At 64.2% G+C, this 18,392-nt stretch carries 15 protein-coding genes; 10 read left to right on the forward strand and 5 right to left on the reverse strand.

Going from position 1 to position 18,392, the window contains the following annotated elements; all coding sequences use genetic code 11:
* On the reverse strand, positions 1–1,158 hold a 1,158-nt coding region (locus VGQ94_07285), incomplete at its 3' end, for an FAD-dependent oxidoreductase (GenBank protein HEV2022317.1).
* Between the two features lie 88 nt (positions 1,159–1,246).
* Positions 1,247–2,269 (reverse strand): porphobilinogen synthase, encoded by a 1,023-nt coding sequence (gene hemB / locus VGQ94_07290; GenBank protein ID HEV2022318.1) that lies wholly within the window; start codon positions 2,267–2,269, stop codon positions 1,247–1,249.
* Positions 2,270–2,429: 160 nt separating this feature from the next.
* Between hemB and VGQ94_07295 the strand changes: the two genes are divergently transcribed.
* The 7 genes from VGQ94_07295 (at position 2,430) to VGQ94_07325 (ending at position 12,789) form a co-directional block, all read left to right on the forward strand.
* Entirely contained in the window at positions 2,430–4,172 is a 1,743-nt protein-coding gene (locus tag VGQ94_07295) for an ATP-binding protein (protein HEV2022319.1), read from the forward strand.
* A gap of 112 nt (positions 4,173–4,284) precedes the next feature.
* Positions 4,285–6,132, forward strand: coding sequence for a DNA primase (dnaG, locus tag VGQ94_07300; GenBank protein HEV2022320.1), 1,848 nt, complete (start codon positions 4,285–4,287; stop codon positions 6,130–6,132).
* 216 nt (positions 6,133–6,348) lie between these two features.
* Positions 6,349–8,046: an RNA polymerase sigma factor RpoD gene (gene rpoD, locus VGQ94_07305; protein HEV2022321.1), complete on the forward strand. Its 1,698-nt coding sequence runs from the start codon at positions 6,349–6,351 to the stop codon at positions 8,044–8,046.
* A 299-nt stretch (positions 8,047–8,345) separates the two neighbouring features.
* The gene (dnaB, locus tag VGQ94_07310; GenBank protein ID HEV2022322.1) at positions 8,346–9,716 is read left to right on the forward strand and encodes a replicative DNA helicase; all 1,371 of its coding nucleotides are present in this window, start codon (positions 8,346–8,348) and stop codon (positions 9,714–9,716) included.
* 105 nt (positions 9,717–9,821) lie between these two features.
* Positions 9,822–10,958 carry an alanine racemase gene (alr, locus tag VGQ94_07315; protein ID HEV2022323.1) on the forward strand — a complete coding sequence of 379 codons (1,137 nt, stop codon included), beginning with the start codon at positions 9,822–9,824 and terminating at the stop codon, positions 10,956–10,958.
* Positions 10,959–10,961: 3 nt separating this feature from the next.
* The gene (locus tag VGQ94_07320; GenBank protein HEV2022324.1) at positions 10,962–11,537 is read left to right on the forward strand and encodes a hypothetical protein; all 576 of its coding nucleotides are present in this window, start codon (positions 10,962–10,964) and stop codon (positions 11,535–11,537) included.
* A gap of 157 nt (positions 11,538–11,694) precedes the next feature.
* Entirely contained in the window at positions 11,695–12,789 is a 1,095-nt protein-coding gene (locus tag VGQ94_07325) for an abhydrolase domain-containing 18 (GenBank protein HEV2022325.1), read from the forward strand.
* 206 nt (positions 12,790–12,995) lie between these two features.
* Here VGQ94_07325 and VGQ94_07330 read toward each other — a convergent pair whose 3' ends face one another.
* Positions 12,996–13,811, reverse strand: a complete 816-nt coding sequence (locus VGQ94_07330; GenBank protein HEV2022326.1) for an enoyl-CoA hydratase/isomerase family protein — start codon at positions 13,809–13,811, stop codon at positions 12,996–12,998.
* Positions 13,812–13,940: 129 nt separating this feature from the next.
* Here VGQ94_07330 and rpiB point away from each other — a divergent pair, with 129 nt between their 5' ends.
* From rpiB to VGQ94_07345, 3 genes are all read left to right on the forward strand, one after another.
* A complete protein-coding gene (rpiB, locus tag VGQ94_07335; protein ID HEV2022327.1) occupies positions 13,941–14,417 on the forward strand; it encodes a ribose 5-phosphate isomerase B in 477 nt (158 codons plus the stop codon).
* Positions 14,418–14,507: 90 nt separating this feature from the next.
* Complete coding sequence (gene glyA / locus VGQ94_07340; GenBank protein ID HEV2022328.1) at positions 14,508–15,785, forward strand: serine hydroxymethyltransferase; 1,278 nt, start codon at positions 14,508–14,510, stop codon at positions 15,783–15,785.
* Between the two features lie 25 nt (positions 15,786–15,810).
* Positions 15,811–16,965 (forward strand): glycosyltransferase family 1 protein, encoded by a 1,155-nt coding sequence (locus VGQ94_07345; GenBank protein ID HEV2022329.1) that lies wholly within the window; start codon positions 15,811–15,813, stop codon positions 16,963–16,965.
* Positions 16,966–17,028: 63 nt separating this feature from the next.
* Here VGQ94_07345 and VGQ94_07350 read toward each other — a convergent pair whose 3' ends face one another.
* The gene (locus VGQ94_07350) at positions 17,029–17,805 is read right to left on the reverse strand and encodes a GAF domain-containing protein (GenBank protein ID HEV2022330.1); all 777 of its coding nucleotides are present in this window, start codon (positions 17,803–17,805) and stop codon (positions 17,029–17,031) included.
* A gap of 176 nt (positions 17,806–17,981) precedes the next feature.
* A partial coding sequence (locus VGQ94_07355) for a hypothetical protein (protein HEV2022331.1) occupies positions 17,982–18,392 on the reverse strand: 411 nt, incomplete at its 5' end.

Genomic DNA, 18,392 nt, shown 5'->3' on the forward strand with positions numbered 1-18,392 from the left:
CACCTTGCGCCCCGCCTCTTTGGCTTTGGCTTCGCTCAGGCCCACGCTCCCGATCTGCGGCTCGCAGTAGGTGCAGTTGGGGATGTGCGACGGGTTCAGCGGCTTGGCCGGCTTGCCCGCGATCTTCGCCACGGCCACGATCCCCTGCATCGAGCCCACGTGCGCCAGTTGCGGCATGCCCAGCACGATGTCGCCGACGGCGTAAACGCCGGGCTCGTCGGTCTGCATCCATTCGCTGGTCTTGATCAAGCCGCGCTCCGGCTTGATCTTGGTTTTTTCCAGCCCAATGTTGTCGGTGCGCGGCGCACGTCCCACAGCAATCAGGATCCTCTCCGCCTCGATCTTCTGCTGCTTGCCGTCGGCGGGAGTGAACGTCACCGCGATCCCGGTCTTGGTCTTCTCCACCTTCCCCACCTTAGTGCTCACGTGGCACTGGATGCCCTTCTTGGTGAAGGCCCGCAGCAGCTCCTTGGAGATGTCCTCGTCCTCGAGCGGCACCATCCGCGGCAGCGCCTCGAGTACCGTGACCTCGGCGTCGAACGAGCGGTAGATGGAGGCAAACTCCACGCCCACCGCGCCCGCGCCCACCACTACCAGCGACTTGGGGAGGGCGCTCAGGTTGAGAATCTCGATGTTGGTCAGCACGCGCGAGTCGGCTTCGAGTCCGGGAAGCATCTTCGCTTCCGAGCCCGTGGCCAGGATGACGTTCTTGGTTTTGACGAAGGTGTTCTCGCCCGCCGCGCCCCCACCGCCCTCGGTATAGACCTCGACCGTCAGCACGCCGTCCTTCGCCGGCCCGGTCAGCCGCCCGTAGCCCTGCACCGTCGTGACCTTGTTCTTGCGCATCAGGAAGTCCAGGCCCTTGGTGTGCTTGGTGACGATCTTGTTCTTGCGCTGCTGCACCGCCGCCCAGTTCACCTTGGGGCTGGTGACGCCCTCGATGCCGAACTCCTTGGCCGCCTTCATGTACTCGTAGACTTCGGCGTTGAACAAGAGGGCCTTGGTAGGGATGCAGCCCACGTGCAGGCAGGTGCCGCCCAGTTTGTCGTCTTTTTCGATGAGGCAGACCTTCAGGCCCCACTGCCCGGCGCGGATGGCGGCGGTGTAGCCGCCGGGGCCGGCGCCGATGATGGCGACGTCGTAGATGGTCTCAGCCACAGTAACGCTCCCGTTCTTCTGAGGATTGGATGATCCAGGGCCGCCTTCGGATTTTAGAACAGCGGCAAAAGGGAAGCGAATCCCGGCCTCAGCCCAGCAGGCGGGCCGCGTCCTTGGCGAAGTAGGTCAGGATGATGTCCGCTCCGGCGCGGCGGATGGAGGTGAGCGACTCCAGGATGACGCGGTCGCGGTCGAGCCACCCGTTGCGCGCCGCCGCTAGCAGCATAGCGTACTCGCCCGACACCTGATAGGCGGCCAGCGGCACGCCAAAGCGCGCGCGGGCCGCGGCGATCACGTCCAGATAGGGCATGGCTGGCTTCACCATCACCATGTCCGCGCCTTCCTCGATATCCAGTTCAATCTCGCGCAGGGCTTCCCGGAGGTTGGCGCCGTCCATCTGATAGGAGCGCCGGTCGCCGAACTGTGGCGCGGAGTCCGCCGCCTCGCGGAAGGGCCCGTAGAAGGCCGAGGCGAATTTGGCCGCATAAGAAAGGATAGGCGTGTTGATGTAGCCGGCGACGTCGAGCGCCTTGCGGATGGCGGCCACGCGGCCGTCCATCATGTCCGAGGGGGCGACGATGTCTACCCCGGCGCGCACCAGCGAGACGGACGTCTTGGCCAGGATCTCCAGCGTGGGATCGTTCAGAATCTCGTACTCCGCCGGCGACTTCGAAGCCTTTCCGCCCTTGCCCGAAGGCTTCTTCGCCATGCGCACCACGCCGCAGTGGCCGTGTGACATGTATTCGCACAGGCAGACGTCGCCAATGATCAGCAGCCCGGGCACCTCGCGCTTGATGGCGCGCGCCGCCTGCTGCACCATGCCGTCGTCGGCCCATGCGCCGGTGGCTACCTCGTCCTTCTTCGCCGGCAGCCCAAAAAGAATGACCGCAGGAATGCCGAGGGAGTGGGCCTCGCGCGCCTCCTTGACCGCCTGGTCCACGGAGAGGTTGAACACTCCCGGCATGGAGCCGATTTCCTTGCGCACGCCCTTCCCGGGGCAGATGAACAGGGGATAGACGAGCCCCGCCGGCGTGAGCCGGGTTTCGCGCACCAGCGAGCGCATCCTGTCGCTCTGGCGCAGCCGCCGCATGCGGGTCACGGGAAAGGCCATAAGCGCCCGATTTTAGCAGACACTCCGGTTCGCGGCCCTTCCCAGGTCTCCGGTTCCTCAGGACTTAGGCGCTCAGCCGGTTCTCGGCGCCGCTTGTCTCTGCGTTACTTCCGTACTCTTTCGCTGCTGAGCGCGGAGGGATAATATCCTTGGGCTCCACATGGACAGCTCCCGCATCCGTTGGTGGGTCCTGGGTTCCAGCTTGATAGTGCTGGCCCACGCGGCGATCTCCTTCACCGTGCCGGAGAGCACTGGCCTGAAGGTCTTCGGCAACATCCTCCAAAGTGCGTTGCTGCTGGCGGCCACCCTGGCCATGTGGGGCAACGCGCGCGTGTCACGCGCCAACGTACGGGCCTTCTGGAGCATGATGACCGTTGGCTGCGTGCTCTGGTTCGCCGCTCAGTTGCTGTGGACTTACCGGGGCATGTTCTTGAGCCAGGAGATACTCGATCCCTACCTGGGCGACGTGTGGTTCTTCCTTCACGTCATTCCCATGATTGCGGCGCTCGGCCTGCAGCCCCACCTCCGGCACGGACACCGGCCGCTCCGCCTGGGATACCTCGAGTTTCTGCTGCTGATGCTCTGGTGGGTGTACCTGTATCTGTTCTTTGTCATTCCCTGGCAATACGTTTCCTACAGTGGCGAGCTCTACAACTACAGCTACAACATCCTGGACGTCGCGGAAAAGCTGGTGTTCGTGGTCGGCGTCGGGGTCTTGTGGGTCAGGACCCGGGGCGCCTGGAAGCGCATTTATGCGCACCTGTTCGGCGCCTTCTTCCTCTACATGCTGAGCTCGCAATTGATCAACTGGGAGCTCGACCGCGGCCATTACTACACCGGCGGTATGTTCGACGTGCCCTTGGTGGCCTCCATGGCCTGGTTCGTTGTTCTGGCGCTGTGGGCAAAGGGAGCGCCGCAATCCGCGGATGCCGCGGTGGAAGGCGCCGGCCATCACGAGATCTGGCCGTCGCGCCTGGCCATAGTTGCCATCCTCTCCATCCCCGGCCTGGCGCTGTGGGCCTTCTACGGCAGCTCCGCGCCCGAAAGGGTGCGAGACTACCGCGTGCTCATTTCCCTCGCGGCCATGTTTGTGCTGGGCGCCATCGTCTTCCTCAAGCAGTACCTGCTGGACCGCGAACTGCTGGCCCTGCTCCATGCCTCTGAGGAATCCGTGGAAAGCCTGAAAAGCCTGCAGAAACAGTTGGTCCATTCGGAGAAGATGGCAGCCCTCGGGCAGCTGGTCGCCGGAGCCGCCCACGAGATCAACAATCCCCTGACCGCCGTCCTGGGGTACTCCGAGATGCTGGCCACGCAGGAGGGCGCGTCGGCCGAAGTCCGCGGGTTCGCCGAGAAGATTCACAGCCAGGGACGCCGCATCAAGACTCTGGTCTCCGACCTGATGAGCTTCGCCAAGCAGAGCCCCGCGGAAAAGGTGCAGGTGGACGTCAATTCCATCGTGACCAAGGCGGTGCAGCTCCGCGAGTTGAACCTGGGCGGCAACATCCGCATCGACCTCAAGACGGACGGCGGTCTTCCCAGCATCCGCGGCGATGCCAACCAGATCCTCCAGGTGTGCTTCCACATCGTCGGCAATGCCATGGACGCGTTGCAGGAAGCCGGGGGCGGCGTGCTGCTGGTCCGCACCAAGCGCGACGGGCCGAACATCGTCCTGGAATTCGCTGATACCGGTTCCGGCCTGGCCGAGCCCAGCCGCATCTTCGATCCCTTCTATAGCACCAAGGCCCTGGGCAAGGGCACCGGCCTGGGCTTGAGCGCCTGCTACGGCATCGTGCAGGAACACGGCGGCCAAATCTTGGCCTGGAATCGCAAGGAAGGCGGTGCTACCTTCCGCGTCGAACTGCCTATCGCCCAGACAGAACCCGCAGCCGTCGCCGCACGCTGACTCTGCCGCGCCCCACCAAGATATCCACAGGAACGCACAACTCCGCTCCAGACTAAAATGCTTGTTGTTCGATTGATCCGCGTGCATCCGCGGCGAACATAAGACAGCCAGCATGTCCACCCCAGGCTCCTTCGCCGATACCGTCAAGCAGCAAGCAGATATCGTCCGCATCATCGGCGACTACCTGAAACTCAAGAAGTCCGGGGCGCAGAACTTCACCGGGCTCTGTCCCTTCCACAACGAGAAGACACCTTCGTTCTCTGTGCACGCCACGCGGCAGTTCTACCATTGCTTCGGCTGCGGGGTTTCGGGCGACGTCTTCAGCTTCGTCCAGAAGGTCGAGAACATTACCTTCCCAGAAGCGGTGCGCGCAGTGGCGCAAAAGATGGGCATCCCCGTGCCCCGGCAGGAGTTCAGCGGCCCGGGCGAAGCGCAGGAAGCCAAACTCCGAACCGCGCTTCTGGATCTGCATCAGCGTGCCTGCGCCTTTTTCGAGGCGCAGTTGCGCACCCCGGAGGGCGCTGCCGCGCGGGAATATCTTGCCGGCCGCGGGCTCAGTCAGGAAACCATCGCTACCTTCCGCATCGGGTATGCCCCCGATTCCGGCTTCCCCCTGCGCGACCACCTCAAGGGCGCCTCCGATGAAGAACTCTTGAAAGCGTCCGGCCTCTTTTCCTGGAAGGAAGTGGAAGCGAGCGCCAAGGATTCGCCAAAGGCCAACAGCCAACGGTCAGCAGCGCTCTACTCAAAATTCCGCAACCGCATCATGTTCCCGATTGCCAACGAAACCGGCAAAGTCATCGCCTTCACCGGCCGGGCGCTAGGCACGGACGACAAGGCCGGCCCCAAGTACCTCAACTCGCCCGAGACCGCCATCTACTCCAAGTCGCGCGTGCTGTACAACCTGGACCGCGCCCGGGAGGCCATCCGCAAGCTCGACTACGCCCTCCTGGTGGAGGGCCAGATGGATTGCATCGCTGTCTTCGCCGCCGGCTTTCACAACGTGATCGCCAGTTCCGGCACCGCCTTCACCGAAGCCCAGGTGCGATTGCTGGCGCGCTTCAGCAAGAAGATCGTGGTCAACTTCGATCCCGACGCCGCCGGCGCCGCCGCCGCCGACCGCTCGCTCGCTCTGCTGGTCGGCGAGGACTTCGAGATCAAGGTCCTGACCCTCGACGCCGGCCTCGATCCCGACCTCTTCCTCAGGAAACGCGGCCGCGAGGCCTACGCGGATTCTCTGAAGAACTCCCAGAAATACTTCGATTACCTGATCGACCGCGCCCGCGCCACCTTCCCGGCGCGGACCCCGGAGGGCAAGGTGAAGGCGGTGAACTTCCTGCTGCCGCACATTCACCGTGTGCCCAGCCGCATCGCGCGCGACGAGTTGGCCAAGGAGATGGCGCAGAGGCTGGGCATCGATTCCGCCGTGCTCATGCAGGAGTTGCGCCATGCCGCCGGCACCCGCTCCACCACCGTAAAGCCCCCAGCGGAAGCCCAGGTCACCGACGCCGAGCGCATCCTGATCCGCGCCCTGGCCGCCAGCGGACAGCTTTCTGTTGAGTCTGGCGGCAACCCAGCGTCGGAGCCAGCCGAGCAGCTCGATCCCCAGCGTCAGGCCCGCTACGCTCTTACCGCCGAGCGCCTGCACCACGGCCTGGCCGCTGAGTCGCTGCTCGAGTCGCTGCTCGCCAGCGACGAGGACGCCGCCGACGCAATGGCCCTCCCCCTCTCCGAGGCTGACCGCGGCCTGCTGGCTTCGACCCTCCTGCGCGAGGACGAACCCCTCACCGCCGACCTCCTGGAGGAGGCCCTACAGGCCTTGCGGCGCCGGCACCTGGAGCGCCAGCGCCTCCATCTGCGCACCCAGATTGCCGAGGCCGAGCGCCAGAACGACGCCCAGGCCCTCACCCGGCTCATGCAGGAAAAGGTCAAGCTCGACCGTGCTTTGGCTCTCCCCTAAGGCAAAAAAAGCCTGTAAATTCCAGAAACCAATGGAGGTTTCCGCCCATCTAATGTTCATAAGGCCGGATTAGTGGCGGGCGGCTGGTTTTCAAGTTGAAGAACAAGACCGGGACTTGGTAACATTGGAAGGTTTCGCATCTCCTCACCTTTTCACTCAATCTGCTGCTGTGTCTGTTTCCGGGCGTGAGCCGTTGCCCGCCGAGAGGATTACTGCTTGGCTCTTGACGACAAGTACGACGACATTAAAAAGCTGATCGATGCGGGCAAGGAGAAGGGGTACCTCACCTATGAACAGGTGAACGACCTCATCCCCGCCGACGTCCATTCGCCCGAGGACCTGGACGACCTGCTGACCACCATCGGCACTCAGGGCATTGATGTGCTCGAAGGACAGCCCAAGCTGCCCTCCGCCACCTTGGAGAAGAAGTTCGAGGGCGAGACGGAAGCGGGCGAGGATGTCGAGCTCGACCTCACCCCCGGCGCGCTGGAGAAGACCAACGACCCCGTCCGTATGTACCTGCGCGAGATGGGCACCGTGCCCCTGCTCACCCGCGAGGGCGAGGTGGATATCGCCAAGCGCATCGAGCGCGGCCAGATGCGCGTGCTCAAGGCCGTCTCCCGCTCCCCCATCATCATCCGCGAGATTCTGGCCATCGGCGAGGACCTGCGCAAGGGCGTCCGTTCCATCAAGGAGATTGTCATCTTCGACGAGGAGGAGATTACCGAAGAGATCCTCCTGAACCGGATCAAAGAGATCACCAAGCGCATCGACGCGCTGCAGAAGCACTACAAGAAGGCGGTTCACCTCACCGAGCGGCTGGCATCCATCCCGCCCAAGAAGAAGGCCCGGGCGCACCTGCGCTGCCGCTGGAAGCTGGGGCGCGAGATGGTGCACATCTCGCTCATCATCCGCCGCCTGGGCTTCACCAACCTGGAGCGCAAGCGCCTCATCGACCGCATCAACAAGACGGTGGAGACCATGCGCTCCCTCGACCGCCAGGTGCAGAGCCTGGAAAAGAAGATCGAGGGCACGCGCAGCGAGGATTTGAAGCGCGACTATCGCAAGCGCCAGCGCGACCAGCGCCACACCCTGGACAAGCTGGAGACCGCCGCCGGCGTCACCTTCCAGGAGCTGCGCCGCACCCAGCGCGAGATCATCCAGGGCGATATTGACGCCGAATACGCCAAGAGCGAGCTCATCGAGGCCAACCTGCGCCTGGTGGTCTCCATCGCCAAGAAGTACACCAACCGCGGCCTGCAGTTTCTCGACCTCATCCAGGAGGGCAACATCGGCCTGATGAAAGCGGTGGACAAGTTCGAATACCGCCGCGGCTACAAGTTCTCCACCTACGCCACTTGGTGGATCCGCCAGGCCATCACCCGCGCCATCGCCGACCAGGCCCGCACCATCCGCATCCCGGTGCACATGATCGAGACCATTAACAAACTCATCCGCACCTCGCGGCAGTTGGTGCAGGAGCTGGGCCGCGAGCCGACCTCGGAAGAGATTGCCAAGCGCATGGACATTCCCGTGGCCAAGGTGCGCAAGGTGTTAAAGATCGCGCAGGAGCCCATCTCGCTCGAAACCCCCATCGGCGAGGAGGAGGATTCGCACCTCGGCGACTTCATCGAAGATCGCGGCGTGGTTTCTCCCGCCGACGCCGTCATCAACGTCAACCTCAAGGAGCAGACCGCGCACGTCCTGCGCACCCTCACCGCCCGCGAGGAGAAGGTCATCAAGATGCGCTTCGGCCTGGAGGACGGCTCCGAGCACACTCTGGAGGAGGTCGGGCAGTCGTTCGCGGTCACCCGCGAGCGCATCCGCCAGATTGAGGCCAAGGCCCTGCGCAAGCTCCGCCATCCCTCCCGCTCGCGCAAGCTCAAGGCCTTTATGGACGGCGTCCAGGAGTAATTCTTACGTGGCGCGGCCGCCCCCGGCCGCGCGGGCTTCGTTTTCCTCTCCCTTCCACAAGCAATCCCCAAATTCAACAGGATGTACACACCGCCGCCGCGCTTTCTGATTGCGCCCATTCTTCTCGAGGCGCAGACTCCCGCCAAGGCCGACAAGCGACGTTTAGTGACTCCTGCCGGCAGCGTGCCGTGCGGCTGGCATGGCCCGCCATTCGTTTTTTATTCGCCACGAACTAAAGTCATGGCATACTTGGGTTTAAAGGCGCGCGCCGCCGCTTCTCGCGTCTGACAAGGGAATCGTTGGCCACCACCGACTACAGTCTCGACCGCGGGCTCCCGGCAAGCCTGGATGCCGAGCGCTCCATCCTGGGCGCCATCCTGCTCGATAACTTCGCCTACAACCAGGCCGCCGAGTCGCTGCGTCCCGACGATTTTTCTCTCGACTCCCACCGTCGTATCTACAGCCGCATGATGGAGCTCTCCGAAACCAGCCGCCCCATCGACCTCATCACCCTCACCGAGGAATTGGGCCGCCACAAGGAAGTGGAGTCGGTGGGCGGCGTGGCCTACATCACCTCGCTTACCGACGGCGTCCCCCGCCGCCCCAACATCGAGCACTACGTCCGCATCGTCAAGGACAAGGCCATGCTGCGCGGCCTCATCCACGCCGCCAACGGCGCCATCGCCCGTGCCCTGGAGCAGAGTGAGACCGCCGACGAGGTCCTGGACGCCACCGAAACATCCATCTTCCGCCTCTCCGACGACCGCCTGGGCCGCGGCTTCGTAGGCGTGAACGAGATCGTCCGCGAATCCTTCGGTCCCAAAGGCATCGAAGCCCTCTACGAGCGCGGCCAGCGCATCACCGGTCTGGCCACCCACTACGAGGACCTCGACGGCATCACCAGCGGTCTGCAACCTTCGGACCTCGTGATCCTCGCCGCCCGCCCCGGCATGGGCAAGACCGCCTTCGCCCTGAACATCGCCGAGAACGCCGCCATCGAGGACGGCAAGGTCGTCGGCGTCTTCTCCCTGGAAATGTCGCGCGAGGCGCTGCTCCTACGCCTGCTCTGCTCCCAAGCCCGCGTGGATTCGCACAAGCTGCGCCAGGGCTTTCTCGGCCGCGAGGACTGCGAGAAAATCACCGCCGCCTCCGGCTCATTGGGCGAGTCCAGGCTCTACATCGACGACACCCCGGCCCTCTCCCTGCACGAGATGCGCGCCAAGGCCCGCCGCCTGCAGCAATCCCAGCAGCAGCTCGACCTGATTGTGGTGGATTACCTTCAGCTCATGGCCGCAGCGCCCGTGGGCGGCGGCCGCCGCTATGAGAACCGCACCCAGGAAGTCTCCGCCATCTCCCGCGGCCTCAAGGCCCTGGCCAAAGAGCTGCGCGTTCCCGTGCTCGCCCTGTCCCAGTTGAGCCGCGCTCCCGAGAGCCGCGGCGGTGACCACCGACCCCAGCTCTCCGACCTGCGCGAGTCCGGCTCCATCGAGCAGGACGCCGATGTGGTGATGTTCATCTTCCGCGAAGAGGTCTACAACCGCGACAGTCCCGACCTCGAAGGCCAGGCCGAACTCATCATCGCTAAGCAGCGCAACGGCCCCACTGGCAAGATCGACCTGGCTTTCCTCAGGAGCTTCACCCGCTTCGAGTCCCGCGCTCTCGAGGAGTAAAGGTCCTTCCAGATTGTCATCCTGAGCCCGCGCAGGCGGGCGAAGGACCCCTACCCTCATCCCCGGATCATCGGCCGCCGACACCTCCGCTATAATCCGCCCTGCATGCGTCCCACCTGGGCGGAAATCTCGCTTCCGGCTCTGCGACACAACTTCCGCACTCTCCAGCAGCTCGTCGGCTCCGGAGTCACGGTGTGCGCGGTGGTCAAGGCCGATGCCTACGGGCACGGCGCCGTCGAGTGCGCCCGCGTGCTCGAGAAGGAAGGGGCCACCTGGTTCGGCGTCACCTCCACCGAGGAAGGCATGCAGTTGCGCCAAGCCGGCATCGCCGGCCGCATCCTGCTGCTCGCCGGTTTTTGGCTGGGCGAGGAAGAGGCCATCCTGCAGCAAGACCTCACTCCCGCCGTCTGGGACCCGAGTCACATCGAGCTGCTCGAAAGCGCGGCGGAGAAAACGAAAAAAGGAAAGGGGCAAACCGTCCCCGTCCACCTCAAAGTGGATACCGGAATGGCTCGCTTGGGCGTGCATCTGCAGGACCTCTCCACCTTCGCTTCTGCATTCAAGGCGGCGCAGCACGTGGTGCTGGAGGGCTTTTTCACCCACCTGGCCGCGTCTGAGGTTGCGGACGACCCCGCCACCAACGCCCAGATCGGGCGCTTCGAGGACGCCGTCAAGGCGCTGCTCGAGAGCGGGCTTTCGCCCGTGTACTACCACATGGCCAACAGTGGCGCCATCGCCGCCCGCCGCAATACCTGGAAGAACATGGTCCGCCCTGGACTGGCGTTGTATGGCTACTCCCTGCCCGTCACCGGGGCCCGGGACAGCTCCGTCGAGCTGCCCCTCCAGCCCGTGCTCTCCTGGAAAACGCGTATCATCTCGCTGCGCCAGGTCGCCGCCCACCAGCCCCTTGGCTACAGCGGCGCCTACGTCACCCAGGCTCCGGCGAAGATCGCGGTCCTGCCCGTGGGATACGCCGACGGCCTCAGCCGCCAGCTTTCTTCGCGCGGCCGGGTCATCGTGCGCGGCGACTACGCCGCCATCGTCGGCAATATTTCGATGGACCTCACCCTCATCGACGTCACCGGCATCTCCGGCGTGGAAATCGGCGACGAGGTCCTCCTGCTCGGCGCCGCCGGGACCCGCAGCGTCACCGCCTGGGACCACGCCCATCTCAGCCGAACCATCCCCTACGAAGTCCTCTGCAACATCTCCAAGCGCGTGCCCCGGAAGTACGTGGAGTAGGGCATGGGGTTTTTCCAGCGCCTGCGCCAGTCCGAGTACCTCGAATTCCTCGGTGAGCCCTGGAAGCCGGTGCCGCTCTGGGCCATGGCGGGATGGCTCGTCGCCTACTCTGCCTTCCTCCTCTACGCCTGGCGCGAGCACGGCCTGAACCTGTTCCTTGACGCCGTCAACATGGTTACCCACGAGGCCGGCCATCCCCTCTTTGGCTACTTCGGCGAGACGCTGCACCTCTGGGGCGGGACCATCCTGCAACTCTTCGTCCCCGCCGCCCTCGCTCTCGCCTTCGTGCGCATGCGCCAGCTGCCGGGGACCACCTTCTGCTCCTTCCTGTTCTTCGAGAACTTCCTCGGCATCGCCACCTACATGGCCGACGCCCGCGCCCTCGACCTGCCGCTGGTGAGTGCCGAAGGCGGCGACGGCGACATCGGCCACGACTGGAACATGATCTTCAGCCAGCTCAACCTGCTGCCCTACGACACCCGCATCGCCGCCGTCGTCCGCGCCCTGGGATGGCTGGGCATGATTGCCGTGCCCCTATGGTTCGCCTGGCGCGCCCGCCAATCGCAACTGTCATCCTGAGCCCCATCGCAGGCGGGCGAAGGACCTCGCGGTTGTCTTCTGCCGTCATCCTGAGCGAGGGAGGACTCCCGCGCGCTCTCTCAAGCGAGGGAAACCCGAGTCGAAGGATCTCGGCTTCACCAGCGCAGATTCCAGCTTTGCTATAGTTGTGAGATTCATGCGCACCCTCTACCAACGCTGGATGTACGACTGGGAGACGCGTCTCACCGAGCACGACACCAACCGCATCGTTCGCCCCTTCGACTGGGGCGCGGAATGGATTCGGGCCTGGCCCAGCGTCAACGGCAACTTCCCCGCACCCGGCGGCGAAGAAGCGTTCCTTCACCGCCTGAACCGCGAGATCGTTGACCAGAGCGACGACTTCTTCTCCTACAAGACTCCATCCGACTTCCGCCTCGAGCGCCGGGTCGCCGAGCTCTACCGCACCAGCGACCAGCAGCCCGACCGCGGCAAGAGGGAAGTCGCCGACTTCCTGCGCTTTACCTCGCCGGTCGCGACTCCCTATCCGGAAAACAACTTGGCCAACGCCCGCTGGTTTCCCGCGCGCGGCCGCCGCGCCGTTGTGGTGCTGCCGCAGTGGAACTCTGACGCCGAGAGCCACAACGGCCTCTGCCGCATCTTCAATTTCCTGGGGATCGCAGCGCTGCGCCTGAGCATGCCCTATCACGACATCCGCCGGCCCGCGGAGCTGGAGCGCGCCGACTACGCTGTTTCCGCCAATATCGCCCGCACCATCGACGCCGCACGTCAGGCGATCCTCGATGTCCGTTGCTGCCTCGACTGGCTCGAGTCCCAGGGCTACACCCGCCTGGGCATCGAGGGCACCAGCTTGGGCTCCTGCTATGCCTTCATCGCCAGCGCCCACGATTCGCGCCTGCGCGCTAACGCCTTCAACCACGCCTCCACTTACTTCGCCGACGTGGTCTGGAGCGGGCAGTCCACTCGCCACATCCGCGCGGGGATTGAGTCGCACATCGATCTCGACCGCCTGCGCCGCGCCTGGCTGGCCATCAGTCCCATGTCATATTTCGACAAGTTCGAGCGCTTCCCCAAGAAGTCGCTGGTGGTATACGCCACCCACGACCTCACGTTTCTGCCAGAGTTCTCCAGGCAGGTAGTCGCGGAGTTCGAGCGCCGCCGCCTGGACCACAAGGTCTCGATCCTCCCCTGCGGCCACTACGTCGTCGGCGAAACGCCCTTCAAATACCTCGACGCCTACTATCTGGCGTCGTTCCTGAATAACGCTTTGTAATTGTCATCCTGAGCGAACGCGAAGGTGCGCATGCGCCTGAACGCGAGTCGAGGGACCCCTGCCCTGGCAGAAGTGTTTCAGGTGGGTACTGCTGAGCGGCGGAACCGCCCATTTGACTGCTTACGGCTGCAGCGAGATTCTTCGCTGCGCTCAGGATGACGGCTGCGGGCTCCCGGCCGCCGCGGCCTCACGCCCGCAAGGCGCCGTCACTTGTTCTTCCACACCGGCTTTCTCTTCTCTAGCACCGCGCGCAGGCCTTCCTGCACGTCTTCCAGCGCCATGAGCTGGTTGAGGTAAATGTCCTGCGACTTCTTCATCGCTTCTTTCTGGGGTAGCCCCTGGGAGCCGCTGATGACCTGCTTGGTCATCTCCAGCACCGGCCCGCTGAATTCGCCGATCTTGTTGACGATGTCATCCACCGCCTTTTTCAGCTCCGCCTCCGGTACCACCTTGTTGACGAAGCCGAGCTGGCGCGCGTCCTCGGCCGAGAGCGCCTCGCCCGTCAGGATCAGCTCATACGTTTTCTTGGGCCCGATGACCTGGGGCAGCATCACCGCGGCGAAGGGCGGGAAGATGCCCAGTTTAACCTCGGGCTGCGCGAACTTGGCCTTGGGGGTAGCGATCACCATGTCGCCGAAGGCCACCAGCTCCGACCCGGCGCCGATGGCCGGCCCGTTCACCACCACGATCAGCGGCTTGGAGATTTCCTTGATCGCCAGAAAGACGCGGTTAAAGGCGTCCAGCGTCTGGAAAACGCGGTCGGACTTCGAGTCCTCCAGCCCGATGCCCGCCGAGAACGTCTTCTGCGACGACTCCAGCAGGATGGCCTTGATGTCGCCTCGGCCGTTCAGGCTCTCAATGGCCTCCGCCATCTCCACCATCAGCGGCACCACCAGCACGTTGTGCGGCGGATTGTTCAACGTCAGCCGCGCGATGTAGCCGGAGGTCTCGAACAGGATGTACTTGAACCCCTTTTCCGGCGGTTGCGTCTGTTCGGTCTCGGGAGTGGGAACGGTTGCCATGACTCACCTCGTGGGCGAAGGATTCGGCGGGATTATAGAATATCCCGGCCAAGGTTTCGCATGGATTGTCATCCTGAGCGAGGTTGAGGCGTTTCGCGGGCGTCCTCAGGACGCGCTAGAATGACCCGCATGAAGATCTCTCTCGGCGCCGACCACGCCGGCTACCAGCTCAAGGAGAAGATCAAGCAGCGCCTAGCCGGGCAGGGCATCGAGATCACCGACCGCGGCACCACCTCGATCGACTCCGTGGACTACCCTGACTACGCCCGCGACGTGGCCCACGACGTAGCCGGCAAGCGCGCCGACTGGGGCATTCTCGTCTGCGGCAGCGGCGTCGGCATGGCCATGGCCGCCAACAAAGTCCCGGGCGTGCGTGCCGCCAACGTCACCTCGGAGTTGGAGGCCCAGCTCAGCCGCGAGCACAACGACGCGAACGTGCTGGCCATCGGCGCCCGCATCCTCGATGACGCCACCGCCTTCCAGATCGTGGACAAGTGGCTGCACACCGGTTTTGCCGGGGGCCGCCATCAGCGCCGTGTGGACAAGATCACCGCGCTCGAACACGACGAGAATCAATGCCAGCCCGCGAAGCCCGCGACAAAGTGATCTTTTCGGGAAACAGTTCTTCACGCTACTCGCCGGAAGCTAGAAGCCAGGAGCCAGAAGCTAAGAGCTAGGAGCAAGAAGCTATCCGCTATGAACGACCGCATGTCACGCCCGCTCTCCGAAGTCGATCCCGCCACCGCCGCCGCCATTGACCAGGAAGTCCGCCGCCAGCACGAGGGCCTGGAGCTGATTGCCTCCGAGAACTTTGTCAGCGAGGCCGTGCTTGAGGCCATGGGCTCGGTCTTCACCAACAAGTACGCCGAGGGCTACCCCGGCAAGCGCTACTACGGCGGCTGCGAGTTCGCGGACGTGGTGGAGAACCTGGCCCGCGACCGCGCCAAGGCGCTCTTCGGCGCCGAGGCCGCCAACGTCCAGCCTCACGCCGGCTCTCAGGCCAATATGGAGGCGTATGCCGCCGTGATCCAGCCCGGCGACACTATCCTCGGCTTGAACCTGGCCCACGGCGGGCACCTCACCCACGGCCATCATCTGAACTTTTCCGGCAAGACCTACAAGATCGTTCCCTACGGTGTCACCAAAGAGACCGAAACCATCGATTATGACGACCTGGAAAAGCTGGCCGAGCGCGAGCGCCCCAAGCTGATCATCGGCGGCGGCTCGGCCTATCCGCGCATCATCGACTTCGCGCGTATGCGCCAGATCGCCGACAAAGTGGGCGCACTGTATCTCGTGGACATGGCGCACTTCGCCGGCCTGGTCGCCGGAGGCGTGCATCCCTCGCCCGTGCCCCACGCGCACATCGTCACCACCACCACCCACAAGACGCTGCGCGGCCCGCGCTCCGGCATGATCCTCTCCAAAGCCGAGTTCGCTGCCGCCATCGACAAAGTCGTGTTTCCCGGAATGCAGGGCGGGCCTCTGGTGCACATCATCGCCGCCAAGGCCGTGTGCTTCCTGGAAGCCATGCAGCCCAGCTTCAAGGATTACGCGCGCCAGGTCGTCGCCAACGCCAAGGTCCTGGCGGAAACCCTGGCCGCCGAAGGCTTCCGCGTGATCTCCGGCGGAACCGACACCCACCTGATGCTGGTGGATGTCTTCTCCAAGGGCATGCTGGGCAGCGAGGCGGAGAAGGTGCTGGGCGAGGCTGCCATCACCGTCAACAAGAACGCCATCCCCTTTGACACCAACCCACCCATGAAGCCATCCGGCATCCGCATCGGCACGCCCGCGCTCACCACCCGCGGCATGGGCGAGGAGGATATGCGCCGCATCGGCCGCTGGATCGCCGAAGCGCTCAACCACCGCACGGACGCCGCCGTCCTGGCGCGCATCCGCAAGCAGGTACTGGAGCTAGCCGAGGCATTTCCGCTGTACGCCTCACGCCGCGTTGGCGTGCCCGCCGCCTGAAGCCCACTGGCGCTACACTACCGCTGTGCGCATCGCCATTGACGTCCGCCGCATCGGCAGCTTCGGCATCGGCACCCACATCCGCAACGTGGTGCGGACGCTGGCACGCCTCGACCAGAAGAATCACTATGTTCTGATCGGGATCTCGGATCTGGAGCGCGACTTCGGCCGCCTGCCGGAGAACTTCCTGCCCGTGGTCTTCCCGCATCTGGAGCGCTCGGTTCGCAACTACTTCGAGTTCTACGGCGTGGTGCGCAAGTACGACTGCGACCTGGTGCACGTGCCGCATCTGTTCTGGCGTCCGCGCCACATGCCGCTGCCCTACGTGCTCACCGTGCACGACCTGCAGTCCTACATGCATCCCCGGGAAGGCAGCTCGATTTTCCGGCGTCTGTTTCACTCCCGCCTCACACGCTACGCGCTGCGTCATGCGGCGCGTATCTGCTCGGTCTCGCATTTCACCCGCAGCGAGATGGTGCGCATCTTCGGCATCCCGGAGGGGAGGATCGAGGTCCTCTACAACGCCATTGACGAGAACTTCCAGCGTGGCCACGCCACCGACGCCGACCGCCAGCTCGTCGCCGAGCGCTACCAGGTGAACTATCCCTTCCTGCTCTACGCCGGCAACATCAAGCCGCACAAGAATGTGGTACGCATCATCGAGGCGTTTTCCGCGCTCAAAGGCGAGCTGCAGAAGGAAGGGAAGTTCCCCGACCTGCGGCTCATCATCATCGGCGACGAGCTTTCCCAGCATCCCGACCTGCGCCGCACCGTGATCCGCAGCGGCGTGCAGAATGAGGTGCGTTTCCTCGGCTTTGTGCCCACCGAGGTGTTGCGCATCTTCTACGACCTGGCCAAGATCTTCGTCTTCCCCTCGCTCTACGAGGGCTTCGGGCTGCCGCCGCTCGAAGCCATGGCCCACGGAACCCCGGTCGTGACCTCGAACACATCGTCGTTGCCCGAGGTGGTCGGCGACGCCGCCGTACTGGTGAATCCGGAGAACGTCTTCGAGATCATGCACGCCCTGCACCGCGCGCTGGTGGACCAGCCCTTGCGCGAGCGCCTGAAGCAGCGCGGCTACGAGCAGGTGCAGCGCTTTTCCTGGGAGGCGTCGGTCACCCGCCTGATGGAGATCTACCAGGAGGCCGCTGGCACCCGCCTGCGAAGCGATAAGCAATAAGCGATCGGCTATACGCAGTCGCTCCACGCCGTCCTGGCTTATCCCTTACCTGCTTATGGCTGGCTACTTGGGCTTGTAGTCCTGGGGATAGAGTCGCTGGGCACACTCAGGGCAGATGCCGTGGGTGAACTCTGCTTCGGAGCGGTCGCGGATGTAGGTCTCGATCTGGTTCCAGTAGCCCTTATCGTCGCGGATCTTCTTGCACGAAGAGCAGATGGGCAGCAGGCCGCTCAGCGTGCGGACTCTGGCGAGGGATCCCTGCAACTCCGCGATCAGCCGGCCGCGCTCCTCCTCCGACCGCTTGCGCTCGATGGCGTTGCCGAACACCACTCCGGCGATCTTGAGCAGCGCGATCAGCTCTTCGTTCCAGGACTGGGCACGGTGGAGCGAGTCAAACCCCAGCACTCCGGTCAGCGACGGCCCGTAGCGCAGCGGGACCATGAGCGCGGAGCGCACCTTGTTGGCTTTCAGGAACTCGCGCTCCCGGCTGGCCTCCGAGGGAAGCCCGTCCGGATCGGGCATGTGAACTTCCTCCAGGTTCTTGAGCTTCTGCACCCACCAGGGGAAGGCGTCGGCGGAAAAGCCGGCGGCGCCCGATTCCAGCGGCTCGACTCCGGTCACGCACCATTGGTGGGTGTGGCGGATACGCGTGCCGTCTTCGGAGACCAGGCAGATGTAGCTGCGCTGCGCTCCCGCGAATTCGCCCAGGATGCCCAACGAGCGGCAGATGGCGGAATCCACCTCACCCGCGTTGAGGCTGATGAAGCTGGTGGCTAGAGTGGTAATCAGCCCTTCCAGCTGGAACGAGTCCACAGGCTCGGCGGGAGGCGGGGGCGACAAGGCGGGATCGGCGGAGCGGCGCGCGGTCGTAGGAGCCTCCCAAGGGGAAGGTGGCCTGGGAGAATTGTATACCCCTTCCGCCCGAGAAAAGATTGATGCCCTTCCGCTCGTTTTCCGGGCGGAAGGGCATTAGGGACCAAGCTCTAAAGTCGTCTGCCAGGGCCGATCATGACGCATCAGCGGCTTACTTGCCCGGAATGCTCCTGTCGATTGCTAGGGCTAAACCGAGATCCCGGTGCCTCCGCCAAGTGGGAACCTCCGCGCAGGCCTCTTATCGCTGGAAGAAGCGTCATGCGGGAATCGGAGTTCACGGAGGCGGGCGCCGCAGACTGGGCTTGGGCGAGCCGCCGGATGACTCCAGAATCGACGGTCGCGCCGGTTCTGGAGATTGTTTGAAAATACAGTTCATCACCGGCGATCTCCACTAACATGAATGAATTATCTGTATCGAATCCCGCCGCCTTGAAGCTCGTCTCCCGAAGGGCCCGGGCCATCAGCTTGGCCGAGGCGCCTTCTGTAAAGTACTGAATCCCATTTTGCGGTTTTACCCGCTCATAGACATGTTCGTGCCCGGAAAACACGACCTG

It is taken from the genome of Terriglobales bacterium (genome assembly GCA_035937135.1).
Classification (GTDB): domain Bacteria; phylum Acidobacteriota; class Terriglobia; order Terriglobales; family Acidobacteriaceae; genus DASYVL01.